The organism is Streptomyces sp. TAA040 (genome assembly GCF_000424845.1).
This window is the reverse complement of sequence record NZ_AUKR01000023.1, coordinates 20567-33065: the sequence shown is the minus strand read 5'-3', so window position 1 is coordinate 33065 and position 12499 is coordinate 20567. Positions and strand designations below refer to the sequence as shown.

Sequence of the window (12499 nt, the reverse complement as noted above, 5' to 3'; positions counted from 1 at the left end):
GTTCGGCTCGCCGAGCGGACCGTTACTGCAGGGCACCAGCACCCGACCCCTGGGTGGGATCGCGCCACAGATGTGACAAAGCGGGCGCCGGCGGGTACAACAGGGGGCGGCACGACGGGCGACGCATGTCCCGGATCGGGAATCTTCACCGCCGACCGGACGTTGACCGGATGACGACGACAGCGACACCTGTCCTGTGGGCGACCAGCCCGGGAGGCACGATTCATGAGCGAGCGAGCTCTACGCGGCACGCGACTTGTGGTGACCAGCTACGAGACCGACCGCGGCATCGACCTGGCACCACGCCAGGCGGTGGAGTACGCATGCCAGAACGGACATCGTTTCGAGATGCCGTTCTCGGTTGAGGCGGAGATTCCGCCGGAATGGGAGTGCAAGGTCTGCGGCTCCCAGGCCTTGCTGGTGGACGGCGAGGGTCCGGAGGAGAAGAAGGGCAAGCCAGCGCGTACGCACTGGGACATGCTCATGGAGCGGCGCACCCGCGAGGAGCTGGAGGAAGTGCTGGCCGAGCGGCTCGCGGTCCTGCGCTCCGGCGCCATGAACATCGCGGTGCATCCGCGCGACAGCAGCCGCAAGTCCGCCTGAGGGCGGCACCGGTGCGCGAATGGGGCCGGGGAGCAGGTACGCGTCGGCGTACGCGCTCCCCGGCTCTTCCATGCCCGGGACCTGCCGGGCGCGGGCGCTCAGGGCCGTCCGCGGCCGTCCTCGTCGCGGATGACCTCGCCCTGGACGACCTTGCCGTCCGGCCGGTGCGCCCGCAGCTGATCGCCCGCCGTGCGGGCCTCCTGCACGGCGTGGCCGAGGCTTCCGGGGGTGAAGTTCCCGCGCGCCGCCCATACTCCGGCGGCGGAGCGCAGCAGCCGGGCCGTCGGCGGGAAGAGGCAGCACAGGCCGATCAGGTCGGTGAGCAGCCCGGGCAGCATCAGCAGCAACCCGCCCAGCATGGCCAGCCCGTTGCCGCCCCGGGCGGCGGGCGGCGCCGCGTCCGCTTCCGCCGGGCCCTGCAGGGTCTGCGAGAGAGCGCGCCAGGCACGGCGGCCGGCGCGCTTCACCGCGAGGGATCCGAGCACGAAGCCTGCGGCGACGACCAGGAAGACCGCCGGCCCTCCGGCTGCGTCGGCCAGCAGGATCAGGAGCCAGATCTCCAGCAGCGCCCACAGGGCCACCGCGACCGGCAGCAGGGGGCGCCGCCGCCGGTTGGGCGGCGTGGCGCCACCCGGGGCGCGCGCCCCGGCGCCGAAGTCGTCCCGCGGGGGCTGGAAGGGGGTCGGTTCACCGCTCGTCATGGTGTCCAGTGTGCCTGTGTCCGAGGACTTTCCCGAAGCGGGCGGCCACGCCCCAGGCAGTGACGCGCCACAGTGCCTCGACGACGATGTCCCGGCTCATCTTGCTGTCGCCGCGCTCCCGTTCCACGAAGGTGATGGGCACCTCCACCACGTGGTATCCGGACCGCACGGCACGATGGGCAAGATCGACCTGGAAGCAGTAGCCCTGGGAGGCGACGCCGTCCATACCCAGGCCCTGGAGCGTCTCCTTCCGGAAGGCGCGGAAACCGCCGGTGACGTCCCGGATGGGGATGTCCAGGGCCAGCCGCGAGTAGGTGCTGCCGCCCCGGGAGAGCAGCTCCCGGGACCTCGGCCAGTTGACCACGCGGCCGCCGGGCATCCACCGGCTGCCGAGCACCAGGTCGGCGCCCTTCAGCGCAGTCAGCAGCCGGGGCAGTTCCTCCGGCTGGTGGGAACCGTCGGCGTCCATCTCGACGAGGACGTCGAAGCCGTGCTCGATCCCCCAGCGGAAACCGGCCAGGTAGGCCGCCCCGAGTCCCTCCTTGCCCTTGCGGTGCAGCACCTCGACGTGGTCGTCGTCGGCTGCGGCCTCGTCGGCGATCTTCCCGGTGCCATCCGGGCTGTTGTCGTCGGCGATCAGGACGTGGGCGTCGGGAACCGCCGCGCGCACCCGGGCGACGACCGAGCGGACGTTGTCCGCCTCGTTGTAGGTGGGGACGATCACCAGAACGTCGCCCAGGGGGCCGCGGCGTCGCTCGGCAGCGTGGTCGTTCACGGCTGGTGCCCTTCCTCGTCCGTCCGTCCGCGCCTGCCGAGTGCCGCAGCGGCCACCACCGACAGAGCGCCCACCATAGCGAGCAGCCACTCGGGAGCGGCACCCACACGGTCCGCCACGGTGAGACCGTCCCGCAACGGGAGCCGTGCGGTGAGCACCTCCTGGGTGAACTCCTCGGTCCGCTGTTCGACGGTGCCGTCCGGGGCGACGACGGCGCTGATGCCGCTCGGTGCGGCGGTCACGACGGCGCGGCCGTGCTCCATCGCCCGCAGGCTCGACATGGCGAGCTGCTGCTCGGGCTGGCCGGTGAGCCCGTAGGTCGCGTTGTTGGTCTGCACGACGAGGGCCCGCGCACCGTCCCTGACCGTGTCGCGGACGATCCCGTCGTAGGCCACCTCGAAGCAGATCACGTCACCGAGCCGGGCCGGACCCACCTGGAGCACCCCGGTGCTCTCACCCGGCCAGAAGTCGCGGGGGACGCGATCGAGCCGGGTGACGACCTTGCTGAGCTGCTCCCGGAAGGGGACGTACTCGCCGAACGGGACCGGGTGCTGCTTGGTGTACGAGTCGCCCGGGCCGGTACGCGGGTCCCAGACGATGCCCTGGTTCTCGACATAGCCCTCCCGCGTCGGGTGGTCCACGAGCGCGCCCACCAGGATCGGTACCCCGATCGCCCGCGCGGCGCGGTCGATGGCGGCCCCGGCCTCCGGGTGGCGGTAGGGGTCGAGGTCGGAGGCGTTCTCCGGCCAGATGACGAGGTCGGGCTGCGCGACCCGGCCCGCCTCGACTGCCTCGGCGAGTTCGAGGGTGGGCTCGACGTGGTTGTCGAGGATCATCATCGGGCGGCCGAGGAAGTCCATGCCGGGCTGCTGCACGTTGCCCTGGACGACCGCGATGTCCACCGTGTCGTCCGCCGCCGTCGGGATGGGCACCGCGTAACCCGCGGCACCCACCGCCACCGCCAGTGCCGTACCACCGAGGGCCGGAAGGACCACTCCGGCGCCCCGGGAGGAGGCCACGCGGGCCCGGAGGGCGGCGAGGGCCGCCCAGGCCAGCAGCGCCCCGCTGAGGGCCACCGCGAAGGTCACCAACGGGGCGCCGCCGAGCGCGGCGAGCGGCGTGAAGGGCGAGTCGGTGTTGGCGAAGGCCAGCCGCCCCCACGGGAACCCGCCCAGCGGGATCCGGTCGCGGGCGGCTTCCTGGGCGACCCACAGGCAGGCGGCCCACAGCGGCCAGAGCCGCAACCCCGAGGTGGCGGCGAGCGCTCCGCCCAGTGCCGCGAGGAACAGCGCCTGGAGCACGGCGAGTCCCAGGACCGCGTCCCAGCCGATCGCGCTCAGCCAGTGCAGCAGCCCGACGAAGAACGCCACTCCGAGCAGGAGGCCGCTCAGCGCTCCCCCGCGCACACCGCGCCCCCGGCTCAGCAGGCTGAGCGCGGCCACGGCCACCAGCGACAGCGGCCACAGGCCGAGAGGCGGGAAGGCGGCGGCCAGCGCGAGGCCCGCGAGGAGGGCGAGCCCGGCGCGCGGTGCGCCGCGGCGCGCGGCCCGCCGCAGGCGGCCGGCGCGGCCGGTTGCCGACGGCGCCGGTGCGGTGCTCGGGGCGCCGGGGGCCGGCACCGCTCCCGAGGGCCGCGCGGTGACGGCGGAGGTGTCCGGTCCCGATGGCACGGTCGCTGCCTTTCTGCAGGTCGTCCGAGGTGGTGCGCGGTGATATCCCGACGGTACAACGAGCCGGTCCCGCGCCGGAGCGGGTGGGCCGGGCAAGGGCGCGATCCCGGTGACCGGCGTACCGGCCCGGGCGGCCGTCTGCCGTACGGCAGAGGGGCCGCGGCGGGAGTGGCCGGCGGGAGCGGCAGAGCGCGACGGCGGCGGGCCGACGGCGGAGTCGCTCGCGCCGGAGCGGGCCGCGGGGGCGGCCGACCGCTGCGGCGGTCGGGGCCCGGCGCCCTTCGGGCCGACCTGGGGCCCGCTGGCTGCGGGTCGACCGAGAGCCGTTGTCTACTGAGCGTCCGGGCCCCACCCGGGTCGCACCTGCCAACCTGCTGAAACCTTCCGCCCGCGTGCCGCGGGCGCTGGACCTGGCTTCTGGTGGTGGTGTGCCGGCGCGGCGCACCACCATGGCCCAGCGGCGTTCGACGACTGCGCGGAGGCTTCCCGGTCGGACGTCCTGTGGTGGACCCGGCCGAACCTACCGGGCTCCGAGTGCTGCCTGTCAACAGCCCGACGACCTGCGGCGTTTCGCCATCTCAGCAGGTCAGTGGCAAGCCGCCCCCGGGGTGGCCGCCCGCTGAGCACTCATCATTCGGCGGAACGCCGCGTCGGTGGATCACTCGTTCGGCCCTGTGTGGACGGTCCGACCGCCCACCACGGTACGCAGGCACACCGGCAGCGGGTTGCCCGGAGTGAGGTCGGGGAGGCCGGGGGTTCCGGAGCGCGGGTCCGTCGACCAGTTGGCAACCCGCGAGTCCGGCGTCTGCACGATCAGCGCACCGGTGCGCCAGATCGCGTAGTCGGCCGGGGCGCCGGGGACCAGGGTGCCCGCGTCGTCCCTGCCGAGGGCCCGCCAACCGCCCCGGGTGTGGGCCATGAACGCCCCGCGGACGGAGATGCGGTGCTCCGGTGTGCGGTGGAAGGCAGCGGCGCGTACGCCTCCCCAAGGATCGAGCGGGGTGACCGGGCTGTCCGAGCCCAGGGCGAGCGGCACACCGGCGCGCTGCAGCGCCGCGTACGGGTTGAGTGTGCGGGCCCGGTCCGTCCCCAGCCGGCGCGCGTACATGCCCTCCTCGCCGCCCCACGCGGCGTCGAAGGCGGGTTGCACCGAGGCGGTGAGTGCCAGGTCGGCGAAGGCGGCGACGGTCTCGAGGGTGAGCATCTCGGCGTGCTCCACCCGATGCCTGAGCGCCCTGACCCGCCCCGGCCCGACCCGTTCCGCGGCGGCGCGGACTCCCTCGGTGACCGCGGTCAGCGCGGCGTCGCCGATCGCGTGGAACCCGGCCTGCACACCGGCCTCGGTGCACAGCGCGACGTGTTCGGCGACGGCGCCGGCGTCCAGACCGGAGGCCCCCGTGTGGCCGGGGTCCGCGTGGTCCAGGTAGGGAGCGTGCAGGTGCGCGGTGTGCGAGCCGATCGAGCCGTCCACGAAGAGGTCGCCGGCCGCGCCGACCGCGCCGAGCTCCCGTACGCGCGCGAGATCCTTCGCGGTGGTGACGGCTTCCGCCCAGTAGCCGAAGACCCTCGGTCCCGGCTCGGCCGCGGCGAGCGCCAGCAGCCCCACGAAGTCCTCGGCGCCGGAGATCCCCGGGCCGGCGCACTCGTGCACGGAGCCGATGCCGAGCGCAGCGGCCCGGCGCAGCGCGGCGCGCTGGGCGTGGGCTCGCTGGTCCGGGGTCACCGAGCCCAGGGCCACCGCACGCACCGCATGATGGGCGGCGTCGGTCAGCGGCCCGTCCGCGCGGAAGCCGGCGAGGTCCCGCACACCCGGCACCAGGTCCAGCAGGGCCGTCCCCGCCATAGCGGAGTGCACGTCCGCACGGCTGAGGTAGACCGGGCGCCCTCCGGTCGCGGCGTCCAGCTCCGTCCGGGACGGCGGCCGGCCCTCCGGCCAGTCGGTGCAGTCCCACCCGTGGCCGAGCAGCACCGGCTCCGCGGGCCGGGCGGCGGCGTGCCCGCGTACCCGCTCCAGCGCGTCGGGGAGCGAGCGCGCCGGGCCGAGGTCGAGGCCGGTCAGCGCGAGCCCGGTGGCCGTGGTGTGCACGTGTGCGTCCGTGAACGCCGGCGTGACGAGCGCGCCGTCCAGCCGGACGACCTCGTCCACGGCGTCGACGAAGGAATCGGCGGCGCCCTCGGAGCCCACCCAGGCGATCCGGTCGCCCTGCACCACCATGGCGGTGGCGAACGGATCGGCGGGGCTGTGCACCTCGCCCTCACGCAGCAGTACGGTACGTCCGGTCTCCTGGGGGGCGGTGCTCTCACTCATGGGACCAGTTTCCCGCCCCGGCGCGGCCGGCCGCCGGGCGGGGTGCCGGGCGGCGGCGGGCCCGCTCAGATTCTCGGCGGCCTGGCCTCGTACGGAGTCGAGAGGACCACCGTCGTACGGGTGGAGACACCGGAGAGCGAGCGGAGCCGCGCCAGCAGGTGCTCCAGCTCGATGGGGGTCGCCACCCGGACCTTGAGGATGTAGTTCTCGTCCCCGGCAACGCTGTGGCAGGCCTCGATCTCGGGCACGTCGGCGAGCCGCTCGGCGATGTCGTCGGGTGCGCTGGGATCGAACGGCTTCACCGAGATGAACGCGGTCAGCGGCAGGCCGACGGCCTCCGGGTCGACCAGGGCGGCGTATCCGCGGATCACCCCCCGCTGCTCGAGTCTGCGGACCCGCTGGTGCACGGCCGAGGTGGACAGGCCCGTGGCCTTGCCCAGGTCGGTGTAGCTCGTCCGCCCGTCCTTGACGAGCAATTCCACGATCTGCCTGTCCAGCTCCTCCACAGCACGTCAACCTACTGTGCCCGGCGCGCGGAAGCACGGCGGACGGCGTGGCGGGGCATCGAAACCCGCACGGGTGTGAGGAACGCCACACCCGTGCTTCGGTGCCCGCCGGGGCGGGGCGATTATGCGCGCGGCATGACGGGCATTGCTTGCAGTGGCCGAGGCCCGGTTGCCCGGCCGGTTCACCCGAGGGGGATTGCATGCGCATGATCAAGCCGCTCCGCGCCGAAGCCCTGGAGACGCACGACGAGCCGATGGCCGTCGAGGAGGACGACGGTCTGGAGTTCCGCCGGGTCCACTGCCCCGACTGCGCACGGCCCATCGCACTGTTCGCGGAGGACTCGGCCCTGCCGCTGCACGCCTTGTGCCCCACCCCGTGGGACCCGTTCGGGCTGACGGTGTGCCAGGGATCCGGTCGCCGGGCACCCGAGAGCCGGCCAGTCGCCGGCGGTCAGCGGGCCGGCGAGGAGGAGGGTTTGACCCTCACGCTCCCGGACGGCCTGGACTGGCGGACGCAGCCCTTCTCACACGCCGGGGGCCCGGGCTCGCGCCCGCTGCGGCTGCGGGCTCCCCGGCAGCCGCAGCGCATCTGAGCGGGAGGGGCGCAGCCGGCCCGCTCGCGGTGGGCCGTTGCGCGTCCGGACGCACCGGACTCCTGACCGGACCGCCAGGGGCCTCGCGTCACCCACGGGCGCGGGTGCCGGCAACAGGGCCGGGTCTCCGGCGGAGGCGTCACCCGCGGGCGGGCTGCCCGCCGGAGGTGCCGCGGACCCGGGCACGCGCCGTGCACGGCCGTACCGGGGCGGGATCAGGTTCCGGGTGGGCGGACCGTAGAGCTGCGCGGGGTCACCCGCCCAGGCGACTTTGACGGAGCGGCGGGGGCCGTCGAGCAGTACCTCGACGGCTCCGTTCCGCACACCGTCGAGAGCGGCGCGTGCGACCTCGGTCGGGTCGTCGCTTCCCGCCATCATGCCGGTGTCCGCGGCCGCCAGGTGCACGCCCTGGACGAGGGTCCCCGGCCCGTCCTCGCTCGACCCGGCGACCGCCGAGGCGCCCTCCCGAGCCCGACGGCGACGACACCGGTGTGACTCCAGCGCGGCGCGTCCGGGGCCTCACCCGTGGAGCACCACTGACCGGCGTGGGTGGGCGGAGCTCGCCATGATCAAGCCCGGTCGGCGTTGACCACGCTCGTGATCGATACCCCTGGCAGCGGAGGCTCCGGGGCCCGGGTCTTTGTCCGTTGGTGATGAACCTTGGGCGACCACTCCCCCATCGGCGCTAGCGTCCCCTCGTAGCAAGGGGCGCACGTGCACCGAGGAGGACCCATGCACCACGTCAACGGCAAGCCGGTCCCGTCGGGGCGAGCGGTGGGCACCGCGCTCGTCGTGGCCGCGCTCGCCGCCACACTGACGGCGCTGCTGGTACCGGTCCAGATGTTCGACGGCGCCGACCCGGTCGTCAGCACCGGCCGGAGCTTCGACGACGACGGACGCGGGACGGTGAGTTCGGAGTACGGCCCGCTCACCGCGCTCGACCGGGACTTCGTCCGGAAGGTCCGACTCGCCGGCCTGTGGGAGCTGCCGGCCGGGAGGCAGGCCCAGGAGCGCAGTGCGCGGGACTCGGTCATCGAGGCCGGCGACCACCTCGTTGAAGGACACACCGAGTTGGACGAGCGCGCCATCGAGACCGGCCGGGCGCTGGGGATCGACCTGGCCAACCAGCCGACGGAACAGCAGCAGGAGTGGCTGAGCCGAATGAACGGCGCAGCCAGCGACGACGAGTTCGACCGGCTGTTCACGAATTTGCTGCGCCGGGCACACGGCCAGGTCTTCGGCCTGATCGCCCAGGTTCGCGACGAGACGCGCAACTCGATGGTGCGCTCGCTCGCCACCCGCGCCAACGCGGTGGTCCTCGACCACATCACCGTGCTGGAGGACACCGGTCTCGTCGACTTCGAGTCACTGGCGAGCGACTCGGTGCCACCCGCCCCCCGGGCCACCGCCACCCCCGGAGTGCTCAGCACCTCGCGCGAGCCCGGGCCGACGAGCGGCACGGACCGGTGAGGGGCGGCCCCACGTCCCGGTGAGGGGCGGGCCCCCGCGGCGTGCACCACGGGGGCCCGCCCCTCACCGGGACGTAGCGGCCGGCCGGCTCACAGCCCGTTCACCCGGGCCTCCCTCGCGACGCCCGGCGGACGCATCCCGACTGCCACCGCGCGGACCCTGCGTCCGCCCCGGGACTGCCGCCGCCGGACGTGCGACAGCAGGCGGCGGCTGCGCAGGGTCATCTCCAGCTCGAACCGGGTGCGGGGGTCTCGGAGCGCCGCTCCGAAGAGTTTCTCTATCTGGCGCAACCGGTACCGGACCGTCTGCGGGTGCACCTGGAGGGTCCGTGCGGCTTCGGGGGCGCCGCCGCCCTCCAGCCACGCCAGCAAGGTGACTTCGAGTCGTTCGCTCTGCCGCGGCGTCAGGTCGTCCAGGGGGGTGAGCCAGCGGGCGGAGAGTGCGCGGCTGAGCGACTCGTCCTGGAGCAGCAGGAGCAGCGTCAAGTGGTCGTCCGCGAAGGTGGGCTCGGCGTTCTGGCCGGTTCTCACCGGGGTGAGGGCGAGCAGTCTGCGTGCCCACCGCAGCGAGGAGGACGCGTCGCCGAGTGGGACCGGATGGCCGACGGAGGCCGCCCGTCCGCGCAGGGCGTTCTCCAGCGTGCTGCGAGTGCCGACACCCTCGTCGGGGATCAGCAGGCAGGTCTCACCGTCGGCGAGGCTGGCCAGGGTGTCGCCGAGGGTGGCGGCCAGTTGGGCGGCCTCGCCCGGAGAAGCGAGCACCACCGCGCGGACGGAGCCGGGAAGAGGCCACCGGGCGGCCCGTGCGAGCTCGGACAGCCGGACGGCGGACAGGCCGTGGTCGGCGGTCAGCGCCGCGAAGAGCCCGCGGCGTGCCCGGTCGATGGGCACCGGGGACGTGACGGGCCCGGCACAGGGCCCGGCGTTCCCGTCAGCGTCCTGAGATCCCAGGGCGGTGTGCAGGGCCGCTTCCACGGCCCGCCTCGCGTCATCGCGGCCGGTCAGCGGTGGAAGTGCAGAAAACTCCGGAATGCTGCGCTGCAGTGCATCGACGACCTGGTCGGCGATGGCGGGGAGTTCGTCGTGCAGAACCCGGGTCCACTCGTCGCGGGGGCGTGACCAGATGCGATTGGGCAGTTCACACATCTTAACCTCGTTCCTGCCGGGGGGGCCCGCCCTGAGCGGGGAGCGGGCGGGCCCGTGGGAGGTGACGTCCCTCCCCGGATCCCCTGGCCGGGAAGGGAGTTGACGGTACTGCGGGCGGCCTGCGGATTCAGCCCTCCGTCACGGGATCAGGCCCGGGCCGGAAGACGGGAACAGCCGGACCGCCCTGGAGGGGCATCATCCGCAGGGTGTGAGCGTAGCGGCGATCCGACCGCAGGAATTTGTCACAGCACGATAAATCTTATGAAGATTCCGCGAAGTTCGGAGATGCTCATGCACCCCGAACCCTGCCCTCCGGTCGCGCGAAGCGGCCGGTCCGCCGCCAGCGGCCACCCACCGTCGGCAGCGGACCGTCCGTCGCGCACCCGTCGCCGACCGCGGCGGCACACGGCCGCAGTGCTCGGAGAACCGCTCGCTCGGGAGGTCTCGTTGTCCCCGCTTCCGCCACCGCCCCCGCTGCGCAACCGGGCGCGGTCCCGGGCCCGCGCCCCGCTCCGCGCCGGACCTTCCCGGCGGCGCGGCCCCCTCGGCGCTCCCGTCCCGCCCACTCTCGGCCAGTCTCTGAGGCCGGGCCTGGGGCTCACCGCGCTGCTGTCGCTGCTGGTGGCCGTGAGCGCGGGCGCCTTCCACCGGACCCGTGAGTTCCTGGACTTCGGCGCGGGCGTGCTCGCGCTGGTCTCGCTCACCGCGACGGTGCTGTGGGGGCTGGCCGCCACGGACCGGTTGATCCTGAATTCCAGCCACCGGCTGCTCGCCCAGGGCGTGCACCGCGGCACCGCGGTGGCCGGCCTGGGCTTCCTCGGTCTGCACATCTGGGTGAAGATCGTGGAGAGCCGCACGGCCGCGAGCGCGGCAGCGGTTCCCTTCACCGACGACGCACGACCCTTCCTGATCGGGCTCGGCACCTCTTCCGCCTACCTGTTCCTGATCGTGGCGATCGTCGGCGCGGGCCGGAGCGTCTTCGCCAAGAGCGGCAGGACCCGGTGGTGGCGGGCCCTGCACATGCTCGCGTACCCGGCGTGGGGCGCGGCGCTCGTGCACGGGCTCAAGGCCGGACGGGCCGCGAGCGGCTGGGTGACGGTCTCGTACGCCCTGTGCATCGTCGGGGTCGCCGCCGTGCTCGCCGCACGGCTCTTTCCGCGCGGCGGCGGGCCCCGCGCCGCCGGGGGCGGCGGGCGGGGGTGGCGGACATGGCTCCGGTGACCCCCTCGGTGATGTCGATCGGGCCACCCCGGCTGCTTGCCGGGTTGGACGAGGCGTCCCGGATGGACCGGGTGCGCCATCTGACGGTGCACGGTTCGCTGCCCGACCTGCGGGCGGGCGAACTCGTCGATCTGGCGGAGAACATCGATCTGCGCGGCCGCGGCGGTGCGGGCTTCCCCTTCGCCCGGAAGCTGCAGGCCGTGATCAGTTCCGCCCAGAAGCGCGACGGCCGCACCACTGTGGTGGTGAACGCCAGTGAGGGCGAGCCGAGTTGCCTCAAGGACGCCGCCCTTCTGCTGCACGTGCCGCACCTCGTGCTGGACGGCGCCGCCCTGGCGGCCCGGGCGCTGGGCGCGGAGGACGTATGGCTCGGGATCACCCGCCCCGACGTGGAGCGCTCGGTGCGGGACGCCATCGCCGAGCGGGGCCGGGCCTCCCCCCGGCTGAACATCGCGCCGCTGCCCGAGCGTTTCGTCACCGGCGAGGGCACCGCGCTCATCAACGGGATCGGGCAGAACCCCGCACTGCCGTCCGGACGCCGGGTCCGCTCCAGCGACAGCGGGCTGGGCGGACTGCCCACGCTGCTGTCCAACACCGAGACGTACGCCCAACTCGGCGTAGCCGCCCGGATGGGCGCGCTGGACTTCCGCGGACTCGGCCTGCCCTCCGAGCCCGGCACGGTCATGCTCACCGTCTCGGGGTCCCTGGTGGTGGAGACTCCCACCGGAGTCCCGCTGCCGTACATCCTCCAGGTCTGCGGTGAGCAGACCGGGCAGGGCGTCCTCGTCGGCGGCTACCACGGCGGTTGGCTGACACCGCAGGCTGCCTGGTCGACCGTCGTCTCGCGGGAGTCGATGAAGGCCGCCGGCGCCGGGCTCGGGGCCGGGGCCGTGATGCCGGTGCCGGAGACCACCTGCGCGGTCGGCGAGACGATCCGGGTGGCACGCTGGATGGCCGGCGAGTCGGCCGGCCAGTGCGGCCCCTGCTTCATCGGTCTGCCCGCCCTCGCGGACGACCTGGAGAAGGTGGCGAAGGGCGGCGGCCGGGACGCGCTGGACGGCGTCGTCGCCCGCATCGACGCGGTCACCGGCCGGGGCGCGTGCAGCCATCCGGACGGCACGGCACGTTTCGTGAAGTCGGCGCTGGCCGTTTTCGAGCAGCACTTCACCCTGCACGCGGTCAACGGCGACTGCGGGCTGCCGGTCGCCGGAGTGCTGCCGCTGGGAGAGGACGACGAGTCCGCCGCGCCCAAGGCGCTGACCGGACCGCCCGCGGGCGGCGACGAGAGCTCCGAGCGGCTGGTCGTCGACTGGACACTCTGCCAGGGGCACGGGCTGTGCGCGGACATCGTCCCCGGGGTCGTCCAGCTCGGTCCGGACGGCTATCCGGGCCGCGCCTCCTCCCCCGTGCCGGCCGGGCTGCGCCAGGAGGCACTGCGCGCCGTGCGGCGCTGCCCGGCGCTGGCCCTCCGCATGCAGCAGTGAGCGCCGCCCGTCCCCGGAGATTT

The 12499-nt window shown here is 74.1% G+C and carries 11 protein-coding genes; 5 read left to right on the top strand and 6 right to left on the bottom strand.

Features of this window, described 5'->3' with window-relative positions; translation table 11 throughout:
* Nucleotides 1–225 precede the first annotated feature (225 nt).
* Nucleotides 226–603, top strand: coding sequence for an RNA polymerase-binding protein RbpA (locus H300_RS0118150; RefSeq protein ID WP_028428565.1), 378 nt, complete (start codon nucleotides 226–228; stop codon nucleotides 601–603).
* A gap of 98 nt (nucleotides 604–701) precedes the next feature.
* Here H300_RS0118150 and fxsA read toward each other — a convergent pair whose 3' ends face one another.
* The 5 genes from fxsA to H300_RS0118125 form a co-directional block, all read right to left on the bottom strand.
* Nucleotides 702–1304, bottom strand: a complete 603-nt coding sequence (gene fxsA, locus H300_RS0118145) for an FxsA family membrane protein (protein WP_028428564.1) — start codon at nucleotides 1302–1304, stop codon at nucleotides 702–704.
* Nucleotides 1291–2079 (bottom strand): polyprenol monophosphomannose synthase, encoded by a 789-nt coding sequence (locus tag H300_RS0118140; protein WP_028428563.1) that lies wholly within the window; start codon nucleotides 2077–2079, stop codon nucleotides 1291–1293. Before H300_RS0118140 ends, fxsA begins: the two co-directional genes overlap by 14 nt.
* Entirely contained in the window at nucleotides 2076–3749 is a 1674-nt protein-coding gene (lnt, locus tag H300_RS0118135; RefSeq protein ID WP_028428562.1) for an apolipoprotein N-acyltransferase, read from the bottom strand. Before lnt ends, H300_RS0118140 begins: the two co-directional genes overlap by 4 nt.
* A 658-nt stretch (nucleotides 3750–4407) precedes the next feature.
* Nucleotides 4408–6057, bottom strand: coding sequence for an amidohydrolase (locus H300_RS0118130; RefSeq protein WP_028428561.1), 1650 nt, complete (start codon nucleotides 6055–6057; stop codon nucleotides 4408–4410).
* Between the two features lie 65 nt (nucleotides 6058–6122).
* Complete coding sequence (locus tag H300_RS0118125; RefSeq protein ID WP_028428560.1) at nucleotides 6123–6563, bottom strand: Lrp/AsnC family transcriptional regulator; 441 nt, start codon at nucleotides 6561–6563, stop codon at nucleotides 6123–6125.
* 206 nt (nucleotides 6564–6769) lie between these two features.
* Here H300_RS0118125 and H300_RS0118120 point away from each other — a divergent pair, with 206 nt between their 5' ends.
* Both H300_RS0118120 and H300_RS27630 read left to right on the top strand, forming a co-directional pair.
* Nucleotides 6770–7156, top strand: a complete 387-nt coding sequence (locus H300_RS0118120; protein ID WP_486583928.1) for a hypothetical protein — start codon at nucleotides 6770–6772, stop codon at nucleotides 7154–7156.
* 732 nt (nucleotides 7157–7888) lie between these two features.
* Nucleotides 7889–8626, top strand: coding sequence for a DUF4142 domain-containing protein (locus tag H300_RS27630; RefSeq protein ID WP_106966870.1), 738 nt, complete (start codon nucleotides 7889–7891; stop codon nucleotides 8624–8626).
* Between the two features lie 89 nt (nucleotides 8627–8715).
* On the opposite strand, the gene H300_RS0118105 is transcribed toward H300_RS27630, so the two are convergent.
* Entirely contained in the window at nucleotides 8716–9771 is a 1056-nt protein-coding gene (locus H300_RS0118105; protein WP_028428557.1) for a PucR family transcriptional regulator, read from the bottom strand.
* Nucleotides 9772–10218: 447 nt separating this feature from the next.
* Here H300_RS0118105 and H300_RS27625 point away from each other — a divergent pair, with 447 nt between their 5' ends.
* Nucleotides 10219–10992, top strand: a complete 774-nt coding sequence (locus H300_RS27625; RefSeq protein WP_486583927.1) for a hypothetical protein — start codon at nucleotides 10219–10221, stop codon at nucleotides 10990–10992.
* A complete protein-coding gene (locus H300_RS0118095) occupies nucleotides 10980–12476 on the top strand; it encodes an NADH-quinone oxidoreductase subunit NuoF family protein (RefSeq protein ID WP_028428556.1) in 1497 nt (498 codons plus the stop codon). The genes H300_RS27625 and H300_RS0118095 overlap by 13 nt, the downstream gene beginning before the upstream one ends.
* Nucleotides 12477–12499 lie beyond the last annotated feature (23 nt).